The sequence below is a fragment of the Methyloparacoccus sp. NF-16 genome (assembly GCF_056880625.1).
In genome coordinates, this window is record NZ_CP174130.1 from 602916 (window position 1) to 622480 (window position 19565).

The window sequence follows — 19565 nt, forward strand, 5'->3', positions numbered from 1 at the left end:
GGTGGAACGGGAAGGGTTCGAGCGGGCGCTGGTCCTGCATGTGCGGCCCCACCGGGAAACCAGTCTCCTGGTCGAGGTGCTGACCGAGCGGCATGGCCGGGTGCGCTGCCTGGCCAGGGGCGCACGCCGGGGCCGGCATCCGCAATCGCATATCCTGCGGCCGCTGAATCCGGTCCGGCTGGGCTGGCTGGGGCGAGGCGAACTGCCGCTGCTGACCCAGGTCGAGGCCGCCGAGCCGGCTCTTCCGTTGCAGGGCCGGGCGCTCTATTGCGGGTTCTACATCGGCGAGCTGTTGCACCGCCTGTTGCCGCTGGGCGATCCGCAGCCCATGGTTCTGGCCCTGAGCCTGGAGGTCCTGGTCCGGCTGGCAGCCGGCGATGACGAAGCGGGCTGTCTGCGGCACTTCGAACTGGCCCTGCTGGAGGCGCTCGGCTACGGACTGCAACTGGAGACCGACGCCGAGGGCCTGCCGATCCAGGCCGGGCGGCGCTATCGCTATCACCCGGAGCAGGGTGCGCTGGCGGCGCCCGCCAACCAGCCGGATGCCGTCGCCGGCGGCACGCTCCTGGCCCTGTGGCAGCGGGCGCCCCTGAGCGCCGGCCAGCAGGGTGAGGCCAAGCGCCTGATGCGTGCCGTCATCCAGCACCATCTGGACGGCCGACCGCTGAAAAGCCGCGAACTCTTTCAATCAGACCCGACCCGATACCGACGTGCAGACTAGACCGCCCATCTACCTAGGCCTCAACATCGATCACATCGCCACGGTCCGCCAGGCGCGGGGAACCCGGTACCCCGAGGTTGTCCATGCCGCGCTCCTGGCCGAACAGGCCGGCGCGGATGGCATCACCGCGCACCTGCGGGAAGACCGGCGCCATATCCAGGACCGCGACATCCACCTGCTGGCGAGCCTCTTGCAGACCCGCCTGAACCTGGAGATGGCGGTGACGGACGCGATGGTCGAAATCGCCCTGGCGGTGCGGCCGGGCGCCTGCTGCCTGGTCCCGGAGAAGCGCGCGGAGCTGACCACCGAAGGTGGCCTGGATGTCGCCGGCAATTTCCCGCGTATCGCGTCGGCCTGCCGGCAGCTGGGCGCCGCCGGCGTCGAGGTGTCGCTGTTCATCGATGCCGAGCCGCACCAGATCGAGGCCTCCCACCAGGCGGGCGCGCCGGTGATCGAACTGCATACGGGCCACTATGCCGATGCGGCCACTCCCGAAGCCGCCATGGCCGAGCTCGATCGCCTGCGCCAGGCCGCCGAGCAGGCCGCCGGTCTGGGGCTGAGCGTGAACGCCGGCCATGGCCTGCACTACCACAATGTTGCCGGGATTTGCCGCATCCCGCAGTTTCGCGAACTCAACATCGGCCATGCCATCATCGCCCGGGCGCTGTTCTCCGGGCTGGAGCAGGCCGTGCGCGACATGAAGGCCATCATGCAGACGGCCCGGTCGGCCATTTGATTGACCCCCGCCCGGGCTTCTGGGATAGTTGACCATTCAATGGGTACTCGGAGACCGCACGGCTTTTCCGGCGAGGCAACCCAATGGCGCGCCAGACCGCGTCCTCCGCGGGTGCGGAGATCCGGTTCTGGACCCTGCGCCGTCACTGCCGCGCCGTCCCGCGAACTGCGCCGTCCTCAAAGGCATGCCTGAACCACGTCACCAGTCTGAAGCCGCGGGCCATCGCCCCGCGCGCCATCTGTCGGCGCCGCGCCTGGCGGCACCTGCCCGGAGCTTCCGGGCCTTTGCCTTGGGCTTGCTGGTCCTGTTCGCGCTGCTCGGCCTGCTGTATCAGTTCCATACCCAGCTGGACACGCTGGAGGCGCGCCTGCTGAGCCAGCCGGCCGGTGGCGAGCGGCTGCAGGCCATGGGCCGGCAGATGGGCGTCCTGCGCGAGCGGCTGCACGGACTCATGGCCGACTCTGTGGAGATGCGGCTGAAGTCGCTTGAGCGCAGCCTGTCCTCGGGCAGGATCAATGCCGAGGATCTGGCCTTGTTCCAGACGCTGCAACAGGATCTCAAGGCGCTGGAAAGCTACAGCGAGGCGTATGGTCCCGCCGGCCTCGACGATGCCGGCCGCGAGCATCCCCGCTACCAAGCGGCGGGCGCCGTGGCGGCGGTCGTCAGCCAGAGCGAGCTGCTGCGGGAAATCTCGCGCCTGCGCCTGTTGCTGTATCTCTGCCTGACCGGACTGGTTGCCGGTGGCGGTTTCCTGGCCACCCGCTCCTGGCTCGCCCATCGCGCCACGCCGGCGCTCAAGAACCCCGCGCGCCCGCGCACCGCCCTGCTGCCCCGGAAGCGGCGCGCCGGCTGATTCCCCCAGAGCCCCCGGCCATCGGCCGGTGGGCGCCGCATCGACAAACGCAACGCCAGGCTGTGTTGAATTCCCCCGCCATCGAGGCCAGCGGCCTCTCCCGGCGCCTTTGCGTGGCGCCCATGCTCGACTGGACCGACCGGCATTGCCGCTATTTCCTGCGACGGATCGCGCCGCAGGTCTTGCTGTACACGGAGATGGTGACCACCGCCGCCATCCTGCACGGCAATCGCGAGCACCTGCTGGGCTTCGATCCCGACGAGCAGCCGCTGGCCCTGCAACTCGGCGGCAGCAACCCCGCCGATCTGGCCGCCTGCGCGCGGATAGGCGAGGCCTGGGGCTACCGGGAAATCAATCTCAACGTCGGCTGCCCCAGCGACCGTGTCCAGCAGGGGCGCTTTGGTGCCTGCCTCATGGCCGAGCCGGAACTGGTTGCCGACTGCGTCGCGGCCATGCGGCAGGCGGTGTCGGTCCCGGTGACCGTCAAGACGCGCATCGGCATCGACGCGCGCGATTCCTACGAGGAACTGGCTCATTTCGTGGCCACCGTGGCCGCCGCTGGCTGCCAGACCTTCGTCATCCATGCCCGTAAGGCCTGGCTGAGCGGCCTTTCGCCCCGCGAGAACCGCGAGATTCCGCCGCTGCGCTACGACGTGGCCGCCGCGCTCAAGCGCGATTTTCCCGGGCTGGAGATCGTGCTCAATGGCGGCATCCAGAACCTCGACGAGGCGGCCCGCCACCTCGAGACCTTCGACGGCGTGATGATCGGCCGCGCCGCCTACCACAACCCCTATCTGCTGGCGGAAGCCGGCAGGCTGTTCGGCAGGCGCGACCCCGCGCCCTCCCGGCGCGAGGTGGTCGAGCGCATGCTGCCCTACATCCAGCGGCAACTGGAGCGCGGAACCCGCCTGCATGCCATCAGCCGCCACATGCTGGGTCTGTATCACGGCCAGCCCGGCGGTCGCCTCTGGCGCCGGCGGCTGGGCGAGGCCGCGACACGCAAGGATGCCGGCGTGGCGGATATCCTCGCGGTGCTGCCGGCGGACCCTCGCGCCGCCCCGGTCTCGCAGCCAGCCGGCGAGCCGTGCGGGGTATACTGACCGCCCTTCCCATCAAGGTGATAGAGATGCAAAACACGGAAATGGAAGAACTCTTCTCCCGGCTGATCCAGGGTATCGGCGAGGACGTGACCCGCGAAGGTCTCCTCGACACGCCCAAGCGGGCGGCGGCCGCGTTCCGCTTCCTCAACAACGGCTACAACCGCAGCCTGGAGAATGTCCTCAACAACGCCATCTTCGAGGCCGATACCGAGGACATGGTGATCGTCAAGGACATCGAGCTGTATTCCCTCTGCGAGCACCACCTGCTGCCCTTCATCGGCAAGTGCCATGTCGCCTATCTGCCCAAGGGGAAGGTCATCGGGCTCTCCAAGGTGGCGCGCATCGTCGACATGTACGCCCGCCGCCTGCAGATCCAGGAGCGGCTGACCAACCAGATCGCCACGGCCCTGCAGACCGCCATCAATCCCGCCGGCGTCGCCGTGGTCATCGAGGCCAAGCACCTCTGCATGATGATGCGCGGCGTGGAAAAGCAGAATTCGGTGATGACCACCTCGTCCATGCTGGGCCTGTTCCGCCGGCAGATCAGCACCCGCTCCGAGTTTCTCAACCTCATCAACCGCTAGGCCTGTCGTGGCCGGCCCGCCCCGCCCATCGGCCTGCCGGCCTGCCAGCCGGGACGGACAACCGTCCCGGTGCGCGCCCCCGGCTCCGGTCGCCTGACGATGCGCGCCGCAAGGACCGCCGCCCGCCCGCCCGCCCGCCGTCCGCCCCGGCGGAGACGCTCGTTCCTGGGGGACTTCGCGCGTCTCCTGCTGTATCCGCTACCTTTCCTGCTTGCCGCCCTGGCCGCCTATGTCGGCTACCAGGACCGGCTGGTCCGTGAACAGTTCGAGGGCAAGCGCTGGGCCCTGCCGGCCCGCGTCTATGCCAGCCCGGCCGAGATCTTCGTCGGCGCCGCCTACGATGCCGACAGCTTCGAGTGGCTGCTGGGGCAGCTGAAGTACCGCCGGGACGCGCAGCTGGCGACCCAGGGCAGCTATGTCCGCCTGGGTGACGAAGTCGTTTTCAAGACCCGCGAGTTCCAGTTCCCGGACAAGCCGGAGCCGGCGCGCGAGCTACGGGCCCAGTTCACCGACGGGCAGATCATCCTGCTGGAAGACATGAACAGCGGCAAATCCGTTGCCCTGCTGCGCATGGAGCCGCCGCAGATCGGCAGCTTCTATCCGGCCCGGCGCGAGGACCGGGTGCTCATCCAGCTCGGCCAGGCACCGAAGAATCTCCTCAATGCCCTCTTCGCCAGCGAGGACCGCGACTTCTATCGCCATCCCGGCGTTTCCCTGCGCGGCATCCTGCGCGCCCTGTTCGCCAATGTCCGCGCCGGCGGCATCGTCCAGGGCGGCAGCACCCTGACCCAGCAGCTGGTCAAGAACTTCTACCTGTCCTCGGAGCGCACCTGGTGGCGCAAGCTCAACGAGATCGCGATGGCCATCATCCTGGATGCCCGCTACTCCAAGGACGAGATACTCGAAGCCTATCTCAACGAAATCTATCTGGGCCAGGACGGCAGTCGCGCGGTACATGGCTTCGGCCTCGCCAGCCAGTACTACTTCGGCCGTTCCGTCGAGGAGCTGGACCTGCACCATATCGCCCTGCTGGTGGCGCTGGTGCGCGGGCCCTCCTACTACGATCCCTACAGGTTCCCCGAGCGGGTGCAGAAACGTCGCGACCTGATCCTCGACGAGATGGTGGCGCAGGGCTATGTCGCGCCGGAGGCGGCGGCGGAGGCCAAGTCGCATCCGCTGGACGTGGTCGCCGACCCGCACCAGTCGGTCACCCGCTACCCGGCGTTCATGGATCTGGTCCGCCGGCAACTGCAGAAGGAGTACCGCCCCGAGGACCTGACCTCCGAGGGCCTGCGCATCTTCACGACGCTGGACGTGAATCTCCAGCGACAGCTCGAACTCGCCATCACGGCCAATCTCGATGCGCTGGACAAGCGCCGGCGGGCATCCCCGCTGGAAACCGCGGCCATCCTCACGCGCCGGGGTACCGGGGAGATCGCCGCGCTGGCGGGCAGCCGCGATCCCGAGTCCACCGGGTTCAACCGGGCGCTGGATGCCGTGCGGCAGATCGGCTCGCTGTACAAGCCGGTGGTCTACCTGACCGCGCTGGAGGAATCCGACCGCTACACGGTTGCCACCCTGCTGCAGGATTCCGCCATCCAGCTGAAGATCCCCGGCTCCACCTGGACGCCCAAGAACTTCGATGGCCGCGAGCATGGCGCCGTCCCCCTGTTCCGCGCCCTGGCCCATTCCTACAACCTGGCCACAGTGCGGCTGGGCATGGACCTTGGCATCGCCCACACCGCGCAGACCCTGCGCCGGCTGGGGGTCGAGCGGCCGGTCGAGATGGTACCCTCGCTGCTGCTGGGAACGGCCACGCTCTCGCCGCTGGAGGTCGCCCAGATGTACCAGACCCTGGCCAGCGATGGCTTCGTCACCCCGCTGCGGGCCATCCAGGCCGTGGTGTCACCGGAGGGCAAGCTCCTGCAGCGCTTCGGTCTCGACGTGCGGCAGGCCTTCGACGCCGCCACGGTCTACATCCTCAATACCCTGCTCAAGGAGGTCATGCGCAGCGGCACCGGCCGGCCGGCGCTGAGCCTGATGCCGGCCAGCCTGCAACCGGCCGGCAAGACCGGCACCACCAACGACCTCCGCGACAGCTGGTTCGCTGGCTTCACCGGCGATTACCTGGGCGTGGTCTGGATCGGTCGGGATGACAACCAGCCGACCGGCTACACCGGCGCGGAGGGCGCGCTGCGCATCTGGGCGACGGTGATGCAGCGGGTCAGCCGCGAACCGCTGGAACTCGACCGGCCGGACAACGTCGATCTCCTGTGGGTCGATGCCCAGCGCGGCGGCCGTTCCGCGGAAGGCTGCCCGGGCGTCATCCGCCTGCCTTTCCGGCAGGGCACCGAGCCCGACCGCAGCGCCAGCTGCGGCGGCAAGCCCGCGAAATCCCCGGCATCCGCCGACGATCTGTTCTGATTGTGTCTGTTGTCTGACTGCCATGACCACGCCCCGACCCGTTCTCATTACCGGCTGCTCCTCCGGCATCGGTCTGTGCGCCGCCCACGGCCTGCGCGCGCGTGGCTTCCGCGTCTTTGCCTCGGCCCGCCGCGACGAGGATGTCCGCCGCCTGGCCGATCTCGGCTTCGAGGCGGTGCGGCTGGACCTGGCCGATTCGGCCTCCATCCAGGCCGCCGTGCAGGCCGTGCTGGACGCGACCGGCGGCACGCTGTACGGGCTCTTCAACAATGGCGCCTATGGCCAACCCGGCGCCGTCGAGGACCTCAGCCGCGAAGTGCTGCGCGAACAGTTCGAAACCAACCTGTTCGGTACCCATGAACTGACCCAGCGCGTCATTCCGGTCATGCGCCGCCAGGGTGGCGGTCGCATCGTCCAGAACAGCTCGGTGCTGGGCTTTGCGGCGATGCGCTTCCGCGGCGCCTACAACGCCAGCAAGTACGCCCTGGAGGGGCTGACCGACACGCTGCGGCTGGAACTGGCCGGCAGCGGCGTGCAGGTGTCGCTGGTGGAGCCGGGACCGATACTGAGCCGGTTCCGCGACAATGCCTTCGCCAAGTACCGGCAGCACATCGACCCGACGCACAGCCCGCACCGCGAGACCTATCTCGCGATGGAGGCGCGCCTGCAGAAGACGGGGCCGGCCGTGCCCTTCACGCTGGGACCCGAGGCAGTGGTCGCCAAGGTGATCCACGCGCTGGAGTCGCCACGGCCGAAGGCCCGCTACTATGTGACCTTTCCCACCTATCTGTTCGGTGCCCTCAAGCGCGTCCTGCCCACGCGAGCCCTGGACTGGGTGCTGGGCAAGGTGGGCTGAAAGGTTTTCGCTGTGACCGACCCAACGCATGACCGACGATGAAGATGCTCAACTATGTCCTGCTGATCGTTGCCGGCGCCATCGGCATGTCGCTGCTGGATGGCGATCCCACGTCCGTCTCCCTGGAGGAGTGGGCCATTTATGCGGTCATGCTGTATGCCTCGTGGCGGCTGGTTCAGGCGCTGATCGAGTACATCCGCGATCACGAGGGCGGTATCTGAGCCTGCCGTCCGCGTCGCGGCGGACGGCTAGCTTGCGAGCGGGAACAGCCTGAGATGGGCCGGCGCGACCCGCGCCAGCCGTAGCCGCGCGCCGCGAGCGGGTGCCGCGCCGCCGGGCCAGCGGACGATCCAGGGCTTGGCATCCGGTGCGGCCGGCAGTTCGCTGGCCGGCCGGCAGTGCACCAGCGTTTCGTGACCGAGATACTCGCTGGCGATCACCTCGACCGTGAAGCCCGCCTCGTCCGCCCCAGCCGCCCGGAGATGGTCCGGGCGGATGCCGGCGAGGCAGACAGGCGGCGCCATGCCGGGCGGTGGCAGCCGGTGCAGCAGGGTGCTGGTTTGCTCGGGACTGGCCGTGGCGACCGGCTGGTCGCCGACCATCACCCGCCCGGCGCCATCCGCTGCCGGCAGCAGGCTTGCCCGGAACAGATTCATTGGCGGACTGCCGATGAAACCGGCGACGAAGGGGGTGGCGGGTGCGTCATACAGCGTCTGCGGGTCGGCCAGCTGTTCCAGTTCGCCGCGATTCAGCACGGCGATGCGCTGGCCCAGCGTCATGGCTTCCACCTGATCGTGGGTGACGTAGACCATGGTGGTGCCGGTGCGCTGCTGCAGGTCGCTGATTTCCGTGCGCACCTGGGTGCGCAGCCTGGCGTCCAGGTTGGACAGCGGCTCGTCCAGCAGGAACACCGAAGGTTCGCGCACCAGCGCCCGCCCCATGGCCACCCGCTGCCGCTGTCCGCCGGACAGCTCGCGGGGCAACCGCTCCAGTACGCCACCGAGGTCCAGCAGTTCCGCCGCCCAGCGCACGCGGCGCTGCCGTTCCGGCGGCGGCAGCCGGCGCATCTTCAGGGGGAATGCGAGGTTCTCCCGTACCGTCATGGTCGGATACAGGGCGTAGTCCTGGAACACCATGGCAATGTTGCGGGCCTGCGGCGTCAGGTCGTTGGCGACCGCGCCGTCGATCAACAAGGTGCCGCTGCTGATGGTTTCCAGACCCGCCAGCAGGCGCAGGAACGTCGACTTGCCGCAGCCCGAGGGGCCGACCACTACCATCAGCTCCCCGTCGCGGATTTCCAGATCCAGTCCGCGAATGGCCGTGCAGCCGTTGGGATAGGTCTTGCCGACCCGTGCGAAACGTATGGTGGCCACGTTCAGATGTTGTCTGGATCAGGTGGGGTTCGTAGAGGAGGCCGGCGGCCAGGTCCTATACCGCCGGCAGAGGGGCATGACCGCATGACTGGCGGCAAGCGCAAACCTTGTTATGCGTCCTGCTCCTCGAAGAAGTCCGAATCGATATGCTTCAATTCAAGCGTGCGGGATGAGGAGACACCCACGCCGACATCAATCATGAAGTCCGCCAGCTGGGCGCCATCAATGAGCGCTATTCTGGGGTCAATATGCTGTACATAGCTGACAGCCTCTGCCGAGAAACTGCCTGTTGTGATAAAGACACCCTTGCGGGCGCGTTTGCCATGGAGGGCGCCTACGAATTTCTGGATCTCCGGTCGGCCGACGGTTCCCTCCCAGCGCTTTGCTTGCAGATAAACCATTTCCAAGCCAAGCCTGTCCTCAGAGATGATGCCATCAATGCCTTCATCCCCAGACTGTCCCACCCGTTCACCGTTGCCGCCAGCCTTCCCGTAGCCCATTTGCAATAGCAGTTCAACGACAAGGTGTTCAAAGAAGCGCGGGCTACATGATTTGACCCTTGCCAGAATTTCTGAAGCCAGATTCTGGCGAATGGTGAGATATGCCGACTCAAGTGCCTCTTCAGGCGACTGGACGCTGTCGGGCTGTTGCTGTTCCTCCTGTGCCTGGTTTGTCGAGCGGCTGCGGAATTCCTGAAATTCCGGATATTGGCCAAGGAACTCTATTGTTATGCGTTCTGGTGGATGTTGCAGAACTTCCCGGCCACGCTGGGTAATGGCAAACTTCCCTCGCGCGGGAGACGCAATCAGGCCGCCTCTTTCCAGATAGACCTTGGCCCACGCCACCCGGTTTGCATACCGTGATTGCTTGCCGCTGGGCAAAAGCTCCTCCTGCTCTTCAGTGGACAGCTTGAAGCCTGTAGCCAGGCGAGCACGCGCATCGGCGAGTGACCACGTGGTGCCATCTACAGCAAGCTTCAGCATGGGAAGGGTCATATCCTGAAATCCTGGTACCGGCATGCATGCCTCAAGTTGTCTGGCTCATGGTTGTGGTTATCGCGTGGTGGACGAGCCGAGAGCCTGGGTTTTTGACCGCCCGGCGCATGGGGTGAGCGATTCCGGACACCCTGTCACGGTTTTTGCGCGATGACATAAAGATGCGGTTCCGGGTACCGGTCATATTCCAGGTGCCGGCACATGCAGCCGGCGTCCGACAACACGCCGAGCATTCCGGGAATGCCCAGGGTACTGTAATACATCCGGGGCCCCATGGCGGAATCCACCTTTTCCTGCGGGGCATCCAGCCCGCCCATGGTGAAGAGGCAGACACCGCCCGGCATCAGGGCGTCCAGCATCCGTTTCAGGACAGGCTCCTGCTCCGGCAGCGGCAGGTGCCAGAGGCTGTCCCATGCCGACATGAAATGGTATCGCCCCGGGAAGGGCCACCTGACGATATCGGCATGATGAAAGATGACATCGGGATGACGTTGCCTGGCCAGCTGGATCATCCGCCCGGACACATCCACGCCTTCGACGGAAAAGCCATGGCTTGCCAGCAGATCGATGATCCTGCCGCTGCACCCGCAGCCAATGTCCAGGGCGGGGCCCCTTGCCGTGACGAAGGCAATCGCCCGCTCGTGCTGCCTGATGCCGTTGTCGCGAGGGAAGTCCTCGCGGTTCCAGATGTCGGCGATCTGATCGTAGCTTTCGGCAATGTCATCGGGTGTCACGGGGTGCTCGCAGGTTCTCATGCTGGCGTTCAGAAGCAGGGGCTTCGCACGGCGGGGCAGGCGTCACCGGCAACACCGGGTTAGCTTTCGATCTCCCACAGATACATGCTCGATTGCCTGTTGAGAATCTGGAGTTCGTATGCAGCGGAACACGCCGATGCCGCAAAGCCATAGCAAACATGAAGGGGGAGCAAGTGCTCCTCCCGCGGATGGCAATAGCGTGCAAAAGGCGCGGATGCCCAATCGATGAGCTGTTGTTTTCTTGCATCTTCGGAGAGCTCCCGACTGGAGCACGTTTCCAGAAGCCAGTGCTCGAATGCACGGTTCATGGCCCTTGCATCATCCGTCTCCGGCGTGAAAAAGGCCCTCATGTTGTGGAACGAAAACCCGGAGCCAATCAGGAGCAACGATGGATTGCCAAGATTACGCATGGCCTGGCCCAGTCTTATATGCTCGGCAGGATCAAGGCTTCTGATCAACGATAGTTGAACGCATGGGATATCCGCTTCCGGGTACATTAAGGCCAGTGGAACAAACAAGCCATGATCGAACCCTCTGGCGTCATCAAGAGCCACGGTGATGCCTGCATTGCCAAGCTGTTCGGCAATGGCGTGCGCTAGCCGCGGTTCACCCGGGCAGGGGTATTCGAGCTCGTAGGATGCCTTTGGAAAGCCGTAGTAATCGTATATGAGAGCCGGTTTCGTGCCGGAGGTTACCGTCGGGCGGCTTTCCTCCCAGTGAGCGCTTGCAACAATGATTGCCGATGGTCTTGCCATGGTTGTCGCGATATGCTTTAACCGCGATACCAGCTCCCCATGGGCTTTGTCCCCCAGGAGTGGCAGAGGTCCGCCGCCATGAGACAGGAACAGCGCTCGATGTTGAGTTTTCAAGGTGGTGATAAGCAAGCTTGATAGGTTCGAGAATATTCGTTGTGAATGGCTCTTGGACTCTTGGACTTGTTCCTCAGGACATCTTATGCGTCCTATGTAAGTTGGCTGGAACGGCGCGACATTGTAGCCTTCAATTTTTGTCCAGCCTTGGCTGACCTCGCCCTGGTCTTGAAGCTCTGATTGCAGACTCGACATTTGTAGAGTCCAGTACCATCACTGTGGAGGTGGGCGAGCCTGCCATCCTTATCGTAGCAGCTCTGAAAAAAAGGCTCATATTGACCGTCTGAATTCCTCATCTTGTAGATCGGCCCATTCCATTTTAGGGAACCTCTGAACAACTCCCTGCGGCAGGATAGCTTTCACCGTTTGCTGCCCCGTTGGATGGCCCCATGAAACAGACCACCTTTGCCTCCCTCAGTTATGACGCCAAGAAGAAGCAAACCCGTCGGGAGCGCTTTGTGCTGGAGATGGAGCAGGTGGTGCCATGGGAGGCGCTGTTGGCCGTGGTCGAACCGTTCTATCCGAAATCAGGCCAGCCAGGGCGTCAGCCGATGCCGTTGAACATGATGTTGCGGATTCACGGTTTGCAACAGGGGTTCAATCTGTCGGACCCGGGGGCTGAGGATGCGCTGTATGAGATCGAGTCCATGCGCCGCTTTGCCGGCATTGAGTTGGGCGAGACCCCGGTCCCGGATGAGACGACGATGCTCAATTTCCGGCGGTTATTGGAACAGCATCAGCTGACGGCCGCCTTCATGAACACCATCAATGACGGGTTGGAACAGGAAGGGTTGCTGCTGAAAGGCGGCACCAGGGTCGATGTCACCCTCATCCATGCGGCCCCCTCGACCCAGCATCGGGACAAGACCCGCGACCCCGACCTACATCAGACCCAAAAGGGCAATCAAGGGTACTTCGGCATGAAGATTCACGTGGGGGCGGATGTCGAGAGTGGTGTGGTTCACACCGTATCGGTCACCCCGGCAAATGTGGCGGATGTTACCGAACTGCCTGACCTCTTGCGAGAGGATGATCGGGCTGGGTTCGGTGATGCCGGCTATGTCAATGATCAGTACAAGCGGGCCGCTCGGCGGGCGGGTGTCTATTGGGGTGTCGCGCTGAAAGCGCGTCCCACGTCCCGCTTGGGGTCCAGCCAGAAGCAGAGGAACCGCAAGCACGCATCGATCCGCAGCCGGGTTGAACACGTATTCCGGATCATCAAGTGCCAGTTTGGCTATACCAAGGTCCGTTACAAAGGTTTAGCCAAGAATGCCGCCCAGGTCTTCATGCTCGTGGGACTGGCGAATCTCTATCTCAAGCGCAGGGCGTTGCTGGCGTGACGGGAGCAATCCGTCCGCAACGTGGGGAAACCCATGCGCAGGCGGCCATCAGGGGAAATCCTTGAGCGAAAAGCCGAGTTTTTCGACCCGTTGAATGGAAAAAACGATCTACCTCCCTCTTCCACGGCAGGAAAACGGAGTTGTTCAGAGGTTCCTACGGATGTGGTGGTGACTGCCATGATCGATATTCAGGTTCTGAAGCGGGAGAGCAAAGGCTTGGCCAGCCTATTGGGTCGACGGTGGGATCGAGTCCAATGTCAGTCAGGTTGCCTGCTTTGAATGGGCGAATAGCCGCGGCCTTGCGGGGCTGGATGCTCGGCGCATGGCTATCCCTGCTCGCGGCCTGTTCCGAGCCGACCGCCGACCGTATCCTGCATCTGTGGGCCATGGGACGCGAGGGCGAGGCGGTGCAGACATTGATGGCGGCTTTCGAGCACCGGCATCCCGGCGTCCGCGTGCAGGTGCAGCAGATTCCCTGGAGCGCGGCGCACGAGAAGCTGTTGACCGCCTACGCCGGCCAGGTACTGCCGGATATCGTCCAGCTGGGCAACACCTGGATAGCGGAATTCGCCGCCCTGGATGCGTTGCTGCCGCTGGATGACTGGCGGGCCGAGGCCGGGGACGCTTTTCCCGGCATTCTGGCCAGCAGTCAGGTGGAGGGGCGGTTGTTGGCGATGCCCTGGTATGTCGATACACGGCTGCTGTTCTACCGCAAGGATCTGCTTGCCCAGGCCGGCGTTGCCGCTCCGCCCACAAGCTGGGCCGGCTGGCGCGCGGCGATGGCGCGGCTGCGCGCGGTGCTGGGCGAGGATCGCCATGCCCTGCTGTTGCCGGTCAACGAGTGGCAGCCCCTCGTCATCCTGGCATTGCAGGCGGGTTCCGGCCTGTTGCGGGACGGTGCCCGCTACGGCGATTTCGAGGCCGAGGCCTTCCGGCGTGCCTTCCGCTACTACCTGGATCTGTTCCGCGACGGTTTCGCGCCGGCGATTGCCGAAACCCAGGTGAGTAACCTCTACCAGGGCTTTACCCGTGGCCAGTTTGCCTTCTATGTCAGCGGTCCCTGGCATATCGACGAATTCCGCCGACGCCTGCCGGCGGCCTTGCGGGACCGCTGGGACACGGCGCCGATGCCGGGCCCGGACGGTCCGGGGCTGTCGCTGGCGGGCGGTGCCAGCCTGGCACTGTGCCGTTCCTCGCCACACCCGGAGGCGGCGAAGGCGCTGATCCGCTATCTGACCGAACCCGAGCAGCAGCTCGCCTTGCACCGGCTGACCGGCGACCTGCCCGCCAGCCGCTCCGCCTGGCGGCGGCCGGAACTGAGCCAGGCGCCGCACACGGAGGCCTTCCGCCGGCAGCTGGAACAGGTGCGACCGACGCCGACCATCCCGGAATGGGAGCGCATCGCCGACCGGATCGCCCACTATGCGAAGAAGGCGGTGCGCGGCGAACTGGGCGAGGATGAGGCGCTGGCTGCGCTGAACCGGGATGTGGACCGCATCCTGGCCAAGCGGCGCTGGCTGCTGGAACGCGCGCAAGCATCGCCGGGGGCAGGGCGATGAGGTATCCGGCCAGCCTGCCGCCCGCCGTCTGGTTCATCGCGCCGGCCCTCGGCCTGATCGCGGTGTTCTTCTTTCTGCCGATGGCGGCCGCGCTGCTGCTCGGGTTCACCGATTTCGACATCTACGCGCTGGGGCGGCTGGACCGGCTGCGCTGGGTGGGGCTGGAGAATTACCGGCGGCTGCTGGCCGATCCGCTGTTCTGGCAGGCGTTGGTCAACACGGCCTATTTCGTTGTCCTGGGCGGGCCGCTGTCGGTGCTGGTCTCGCTGGGGACGGCGCTGCTGGTCAATCACCGGCTGGCGCGCTGGCGCGGGGTGTTCCGCTCGCTGCTATTCCTGCCGGTGGTCACCACGCTGGTGGCGGTGGCGGTGGTCTGGCGCTACCTCTATCAGCCCCGCCAGGGTCTGCTGAACCATCTGCTCGGGCTGGCTGGCCTGCCGCCCATCGACTGGCTGGGCGATCCGCACTGGGCGATGCCGGCCATCGTCCTGATGGCGGTGTGGAAGAACTTCGGCTTCAACATGGTGGTGTTTGTCGCCGGCTTGCAGAGCATCCAGCGGCGCCTCTACGAGGCGGCCGAGATCGACGGTGCCGACGGCTGGCAGCAATTTCGCCATATCACGCTGCCGATGCTGGCGCCGACCTTCCTGTTCGTGACGGTCATCACCCTGATCGGCTATTGTCAGCTGTTTGCCGAGCCCTATGTCATGACTCAGGGAGGGCCCTCGGACAGCACCTTGAGCATCGCCCTGCTGATGTTCCAGGAGGGCTTTCGCTGGTGGAATCTCGGTTATGCGGCGGCGATTTCCTTCATGCTGTTCCTCATCGTGCTGGCGGGGACGCTGCTGCAGGCCCGCCTGCGCCGGGGGCGGGGATGAGGCGGGGACCATGGCCCCGACGGCACTGGCTGCCGTCCTGCCTGGTCAATCTGGCGCTGCTGCTGCTGACGGCCGTTACCCTGTTTCCCTTGCTGTGGATGGTGTCGGTGTCCCTGCTGTCGGCGGAGGAGGCCGCCCGCCTGCCGCCGCCGCTGTGGCCGCGGCAGCCGACCCTGGCCAATTACCGCCTGCTGTTCCAGCGCCTGGACATCGGCCGCTACGCGCTGAACAGCGCTATGATCGCGGCGACCGTCACCCTGCTGTCGCTGCTGCTCAACGCGCTGGCCGGCTATGCCTTCGCCAAGCTGCGCTTTGCCGGGCGCGAGCGGCTGTTCCGCGTCCTGCTGGCGGTCATGGTGATTCCCGGCCAGGCGGCCATGCTGCCCCTGTTCCTGATGCTGCGGGAGCTGGGGCTGATCAATACCTACGCCGGCGTGATCGTTCCCGGGGCGGCCAGCATCTTCGGCATCTTCCTGATCCGCCAGCACGCACAGAGTATCCCCGACAGCCTGCTCGACGCGGCGCGCATCGACGGTGCCGGGGAGCTGCGCATCTTCTGGTCTCTGGTGCTGCCGCTGTGCCGGCCCATCCTGGTGACGCTGGCGATGTTCACCTTCATGGGCAGCTGGAACGACTTCATGTGGCCGCTGATCGTCCTGACCGGCAGCGAACGGCACACCCTGCCGGTGGCGCTGGCCAATCTCCTGGGCGAGCATGTCCAGGACCCGGAACTGATGATGGCGGGCGCGGTGCTGACCACCCTGCCGGTGATCCTGCTGTTCCTGGCCCTCCAGCGCCACTATCTCGAAGGATTGGTCCAGGGCGGCGTCAAGGATTGAGCGGGCGGGGTGGCGGCGGCTGAATTGCCCGCCCGGCGCGCCGGCTGTGCTGGACTTTGCCGTCGTCCTCGCCGGTTCCGCAGGGCGCCGGCGCGCCTGCCCGAGGCGCGTGCCCGCTGTGCCCTTGCGGCAACCTGCCCTCCGGCCATGGATCCGCCATTTCCGATGGTCAGTATTTGGCAGAACTTCCGCCTTTTCCTCCAGCCTAAAATTACAGGATAAATAGCTGCAAGGCTTATGTACCGTGCCCTTGGGCGGGTGGTATCCGGGCAAGCCGCAGGAAATGCCGGCGGTCTCCCACATGCGTGGCCATGCCCGGGCGCCCGGGCACGGTTGTGTTCCCGCGATCGCGATCGTCTCCACGTCAACTCCCTTTCGAGGTGCTCTTGCGAACGAAAGTCACCCGAGACATGCCATGCCTGTATCCGGAAAGCGGCATTCTGTTCGATTCGATACCGTTGGGTATCGTGATCCAGGATGCTGTCGGCGCCATCGTCGGCGCGAATCCCGCCGCCGAGCGGATACTCGGCCTGTCTCTCGACCAGATGCGCGGCAGGACATCGGCGGATTCCGGCTGGCATGCGGTCCGCGAGGATGGCTCGCCCTTTCCGGGATGCGAGCATCCGGCCATGGTGACGCTGAGGACCGGGCAGGCGGTCAACGACGTGGTGATGGGGATCCGCAGCCCGCGGGGGGAGGCGCTGACCTGGATCAACATCAAGTCGGTCCCGATCGACACCGGGGATGGCCAGCCACCCGCCGGCGTCTACACGCTGTTCGAGGACATCACCGCGCGCAAGGCGGCCGAGGCCGAACTCAGGCTGCGTACCCATTTTCTCGAAGTCGCCCAGCGCATGGCGCAGCTCGGCTATTACGTTACCGACATCCAGGCCCAGCGCTGGGTCAGTTCGCCCATGCTTGACGAGGTGCTGGGTATCGACCAGGATTTCGACCGAACAGTCGAGAATTGGAGCCGTCTGGTGCATCCCGAGGATCGGCACAAGGCCACCGCCGAATTCACGCAGGCGGCGCAAGGCCGGCGGAACCTGCATCACCAGTACCGCATCATCCGGCCCCGGGACGGGCAGATACGCTGGGTCGACGCCTGGGGCAGCTTCGAATGCCGGGATGGGCAGGCCTGGTGCCTGATCGGGACTGTCAAGGATATTACCGAGCGCATGGAGGCCCAGCTGGAACTGGAGCGGCACCGGGATCAGCTGGAGCTGCTGGTGGCCCGGCGGGCCCGGGAACTGGAGAACAAGACCGAGGCGCTGGTCAGGACCTCCGAACGGCTGCGGCTGGCGATGGAAGCCACCCGGGATGGTCTCTGGGACTGGAGCCCGGTGACCGGCGAGTTCTATGCCAACGATGCCTTCTTCCGCATGCTGGGCTACGAGCGCCCGATGGGGGACCGCAATCTTCTCCCGCATGCGGTCGCCCTGCTGTCGCGTCGCGAGCGCAAGGCGGTCATCGGCCGCATCCAGCGGGAACTCCGGTCGGCAGGGCATTACGAGCTGGAGCTGCGCATGCGGGCGAGCAGTGGCGCCTACCGCTGGATATTGAGCCGCGGCCGGGTCGTCGAGCGCGACTCGCGGGGCGATCCGGTGCGAGTGGTCGGCACCCATGTCGACGTCACCGAACGCAAGCAGGCCGAGCGCCAGATCCGGGAAAGCCGGGAGAAGCTCATGCTGGCCATCGACGGGGCGAGGCTGGGCACCTGGCACTGGGACATCCCGTCGAATGTGCTTCTCTGGTCCGATTACATGTGCGAACTGTTCGGCGCGCCTCCCGGCAGACCGTTGCGGTACGAAGGGTTTTTGGCCGCCCTGCATCCGGACGACCGCGAAAGCGTCGATGCCGCGATCCGCGCCTCCCTGGAGCGCGGTGTCCACTACGAGAAGGAGTACCGCGTCGTCTGGCCCGATGGCTCCGAGCACTGGATACTCGGCGTGGGCCGCGTCTACCGGAATGCCGCCGGCCAGCCGCTGCGCATGGAAGGGGTGGTCAGCGACATCACCGAACGTAAGCAGGCGCAGCAGGAGCTGCAAGCCAAGACCCGGTTGCTGCAGGAGACGAACGACCGGCTGCGCAAGATGGCCGCACGGGTGCCCGGGATCATCTTCCAGTACCGGCTGCGGCCGGACGGCAGCTCCTGTTTTCCCTATGCCAGCGAGGCCATCCGCAATATCTACGGGGTCGAGCCGGCGGCGGTCAGGGAGGATGCCTCCCCGGTCTTCGCCACCCTGCATCCGCAGGACCTTGCGCCGGTCAGCGACTCGCTCCGGCGTTCGGCGGAGGCGCTGGCCCCCTGGCAGATGGAGTATCGCGTGCTGGGCGGGGATGGCGCGGTGCGCTGGGTATTCGGCGATTCCGTGCCGGAACGGGAGGCGGATGGCAGCATCCTCTGGCACGGCTGCATCTACGACATCACCGAGCGCAAGCAGGCCGAGCTGGCGCTGCGGGAGCTCAACCTCTCGCTGGAGCAGAAGGTCCAGGAGCGGACCGCCCAGCTGGCCGCCGCCAGCGCCGCCAAGACGCAGTTCCTCGCCCACATGAGCCACGAGATCCGCACGCCCATGAATGCCGTGCTGGGGCTGGCGCAGCTGCTCAGTCGCGAGCCCCTGTCGCCCGGGCAGCTGACCATGGTCCGGCATCTTGGCGAGGCGGGCGACGCGCTGCTCAACATCATCGACGACATTCTCGACTTCTCCAAGATCGAGGCGGGACAGCTGCGCATCGATGTGCAGGCCTTCAGCGTGGCGACGGTGCTGGAGCGGGTGCGTCATCTGTTCCAGAATTCGGCTGCCGCCAAGGGGCTGGATTTCCGCGTCAATTCGCCGGCCGCGACGGCGCTTGGCACCCTGCGGGGCGATCCGCGCCGCATCGAGCAGATACTCATCAATCTCTTGGGCAACGCGATCAAGTTCACCGCGACGGGCGGCGTCGAGCTGGTGATCCTGCCCCAGGCCTCGGCCGACGATGCGGTGCGCCTGCGCTTCGAGGTGCGGGATACCGGGATCGGCGTGGCGCCCGAGGCGTTGTCCCGCCTGTTCCAGCCGTTCAGCCAGGGCGATGCCAGCATCACCCGCCGTTTCGGCGGTACCGGCCTGGGATTGGCGATCAGCCAGCGGCTGGTGACGCTGATGGGGGGAGCCCTCGGCGCCGAGAGCAGGCCGGGCCAGGGCAGCACTTTCTGGTTCGAACTCCCCTTCGCGCGCGACGGGGAATCGCCGCCGGTGCCTGTTGCAGCGCCGTCGCCGGTCGGTGCCCGGCTCGCGGGCTTGCGGGTGCTGGCGGTCGACGACAATCGCATCAACCTGCTGGTGCTGGCACGGGCGCTCCAGCAGGCGGGCGCCCTGACGACCCTGGTCGCCGATGGTCAGGAGGCGCTCGACAGGCTGCGCGCCACGCCCGACGGTTTCGACGTGGTGCTGATGGACATCCAGATGCCGGTCATGGACGGCCTCACGGCCACCCGCGAGATTCGCCGGGACGCCGATCTCGCCCATCTGCCGGTCATCGCGCTGACGGCGGGGGTGCTGGCCGAGGAGCGCGAGGCCGCGCTGCGGGCCGGGGTCGACGATTTTCTGGCCAAGCCGCTGGACATGGCGCGCCTGCAGGACCTGCTGTCCCGCTATCTCGGCAGCGCGCGCGAGGCGGCCGTGGTCTGACGGCGGCGCCGG

Annotated in this window: 17 protein-coding genes; 13 read left to right on the forward strand and 4 right to left on the reverse strand. The window is 66.0% G+C overall.

What is annotated here, in order from left to right; genetic code table 11:
• Window position 1: 1 nt before the first annotated feature.
• From recO to ACH5N8_RS02905, 8 genes are all read left to right on the forward strand, one after another.
• Window positions 2-721, forward strand: coding sequence for a DNA repair protein RecO (recO, locus tag ACH5N8_RS02870; protein WP_483283165.1), 720 nt, complete (start codon window positions 2-4; stop codon window positions 719-721).
• Window positions 711-1457, forward strand: a complete 747-nt coding sequence (gene pdxJ, locus ACH5N8_RS02875; RefSeq protein ID WP_483282429.1) for a pyridoxine 5'-phosphate synthase — start codon at window positions 711-713, stop codon at window positions 1455-1457. The genes recO and pdxJ overlap by 11 nt, the downstream gene beginning before the upstream one ends.
• Before the next feature lie 184 nt (window positions 1458-1641).
• Window positions 1642-2310, forward strand: coding sequence for a hypothetical protein (locus ACH5N8_RS02880; RefSeq protein ID WP_483282430.1), 669 nt, complete (start codon window positions 1642-1644; stop codon window positions 2308-2310).
• A gap of 62 nt (window positions 2311-2372) precedes the next feature.
• Window positions 2373-3410 (forward strand): tRNA dihydrouridine(20/20a) synthase DusA, encoded by a 1038-nt coding sequence (gene dusA, locus ACH5N8_RS02885; protein WP_483282431.1) that lies wholly within the window; start codon window positions 2373-2375, stop codon window positions 3408-3410.
• Window positions 3411-3436: 26 nt separating this feature from the next.
• A complete protein-coding gene (gene folE / locus ACH5N8_RS02890; protein WP_460026677.1) occupies window positions 3437-3994 on the forward strand; it encodes a GTP cyclohydrolase I FolE in 558 nt (185 codons plus the stop codon).
• 99 nt (window positions 3995-4093) lie between these two features.
• Window positions 4094-6418 carry a penicillin-binding protein 1B gene (gene mrcB / locus ACH5N8_RS02895; protein ID WP_483282432.1) on the forward strand — a complete coding sequence of 775 codons (2325 nt, stop codon included), beginning with the start codon at window positions 4094-4096 and terminating at the stop codon, window positions 6416-6418.
• A 22-nt stretch (window positions 6419-6440) separates the two neighbouring features.
• Window positions 6441-7274: an SDR family oxidoreductase gene (locus tag ACH5N8_RS02900; RefSeq protein WP_483282433.1), complete on the forward strand. Its 834-nt coding sequence runs from the start codon at window positions 6441-6443 to the stop codon at window positions 7272-7274.
• A gap of 38 nt (window positions 7275-7312) precedes the next feature.
• On the forward strand, window positions 7313-7495 hold the full coding sequence (locus tag ACH5N8_RS02905; protein ID WP_460026680.1) for a hypothetical protein: 183 nt from the start codon (window positions 7313-7315) through the stop codon (window positions 7493-7495).
• Window positions 7496-7522: 27 nt separating this feature from the next.
• Here ACH5N8_RS02905 and ACH5N8_RS02910 read toward each other — a convergent pair whose 3' ends face one another.
• The 4 genes from ACH5N8_RS02910 to ACH5N8_RS02925 form a co-directional block, all read right to left on the reverse strand.
• On the reverse strand, window positions 7523-8647 hold the full coding sequence (locus ACH5N8_RS02910) for an ABC transporter ATP-binding protein (protein WP_483282434.1): 1125 nt from the start codon (window positions 8645-8647) through the stop codon (window positions 7523-7525).
• A 110-nt stretch (window positions 8648-8757) separates the two neighbouring features.
• On the reverse strand, window positions 8758-9666 hold the full coding sequence (locus ACH5N8_RS02915; protein ID WP_483282435.1) for a restriction endonuclease: 909 nt from the start codon (window positions 9664-9666) through the stop codon (window positions 8758-8760).
• Window positions 9667-9776: 110 nt separating this feature from the next.
• Complete coding sequence (locus tag ACH5N8_RS02920; RefSeq protein WP_483282436.1) at window positions 9777-10397, reverse strand: class I SAM-dependent methyltransferase; 621 nt, start codon at window positions 10395-10397, stop codon at window positions 9777-9779.
• Between the two features lie 59 nt (window positions 10398-10456).
• Window positions 10457-11461 (reverse strand): DODA-type extradiol aromatic ring-opening family dioxygenase, encoded by a 1005-nt coding sequence (locus ACH5N8_RS02925; RefSeq protein ID WP_483282437.1) that lies wholly within the window; start codon window positions 11459-11461, stop codon window positions 10457-10459.
• 194 nt (window positions 11462-11655) lie between these two features.
• Between ACH5N8_RS02925 and ACH5N8_RS02930 the strand changes: the two genes are divergently transcribed.
• The 5 genes from ACH5N8_RS02930 (at window position 11656) to ACH5N8_RS02950 (ending at window position 19553) form a co-directional block, all read left to right on the forward strand.
• Window positions 11656-12606 carry an IS5 family transposase gene (locus ACH5N8_RS02930; RefSeq protein WP_483282438.1) on the forward strand — a complete coding sequence of 317 codons (951 nt, stop codon included), beginning with the start codon at window positions 11656-11658 and terminating at the stop codon, window positions 12604-12606.
• A gap of 275 nt (window positions 12607-12881) precedes the next feature.
• Complete coding sequence (locus ACH5N8_RS02935) at window positions 12882-14165, forward strand: sugar ABC transporter substrate-binding protein (RefSeq protein WP_483282439.1); 1284 nt, start codon at window positions 12882-12884, stop codon at window positions 14163-14165.
• A complete protein-coding gene (locus tag ACH5N8_RS02940) occupies window positions 14162-15043 on the forward strand; it encodes a carbohydrate ABC transporter permease (RefSeq protein ID WP_483282440.1) in 882 nt (293 codons plus the stop codon). Before ACH5N8_RS02935 ends, ACH5N8_RS02940 begins: the two co-directional genes overlap by 4 nt.
• Window positions 15040-15882, forward strand: coding sequence for a carbohydrate ABC transporter permease (locus ACH5N8_RS02945; protein WP_483282441.1), 843 nt, complete (start codon window positions 15040-15042; stop codon window positions 15880-15882). The genes ACH5N8_RS02940 and ACH5N8_RS02945 overlap by 4 nt, the downstream gene beginning before the upstream one ends.
• 410 nt (window positions 15883-16292) lie before the next feature.
• Window positions 16293-19553: a PAS domain-containing hybrid sensor histidine kinase/response regulator gene (locus ACH5N8_RS02950; protein ID WP_483282442.1), complete on the forward strand. Its 3261-nt coding sequence runs from the start codon at window positions 16293-16295 to the stop codon at window positions 19551-19553.
• Window positions 19554-19565 lie beyond the last annotated feature (12 nt).

Bases quoted from the DNA above. Each gene is read 5' to 3' on its own strand.
- ACH5N8_RS02900 (WP_483282433.1), top strand. From the start codon at position 6,441: ATGACCACGCCCCGACCCGTTCTCATTACCGGCTGCTCCTCCGGCATC.
- ACH5N8_RS02950 (WP_483282442.1), top strand. From the start codon at position 16,293: ATGCCATGCCTGTATCCGGAAAGCGGCATTCTGTTCGATTCGATACCG.
- ACH5N8_RS02925 (WP_483282437.1), bottom strand. From the start codon at position 11,461: ATGTCGAGTCTGCAATCAGAGCTTCAAGACCAGGGCGAGGTCAGCCAA.
- mrcB (WP_483282432.1), top strand. From the start codon at position 4,094: ATGCGCGCCGCAAGGACCGCCGCCCGCCCGCCCGCCCGCCGTCCGCCC.
- ACH5N8_RS02940 (WP_483282440.1), top strand. From the start codon at position 14,162: ATGAGGTATCCGGCCAGCCTGCCGCCCGCCGTCTGGTTCATCGCGCCG.
- ACH5N8_RS02905 (WP_460026680.1), top strand. From the start codon at position 7,313: ATGAAGATGCTCAACTATGTCCTGCTGATCGTTGCCGGCGCCATCGGC.
- ACH5N8_RS02880 (WP_483282430.1), top strand. From the start codon at position 1,642: ATGCCTGAACCACGTCACCAGTCTGAAGCCGCGGGCCATCGCCCCGCG.
- folE (WP_460026677.1), top strand. From the start codon at position 3,437: ATGCAAAACACGGAAATGGAAGAACTCTTCTCCCGGCTGATCCAGGGT.
- ACH5N8_RS02945 (WP_483282441.1), top strand. From the start codon at position 15,040: ATGAGGCGGGGACCATGGCCCCGACGGCACTGGCTGCCGTCCTGCCTG.
- ACH5N8_RS02915 (WP_483282435.1), bottom strand. From the start codon at position 9,666: ATGCCGGTACCAGGATTTCAGGATATGACCCTTCCCATGCTGAAGCTT.
- ACH5N8_RS02920 (WP_483282436.1), bottom strand. From the start codon at position 10,397: ATGAGAACCTGCGAGCACCCCGTGACACCCGATGACATTGCCGAAAGC.
- ACH5N8_RS02930 (WP_483282438.1), top strand. From the start codon at position 11,656: ATGAAACAGACCACCTTTGCCTCCCTCAGTTATGACGCCAAGAAGAAG.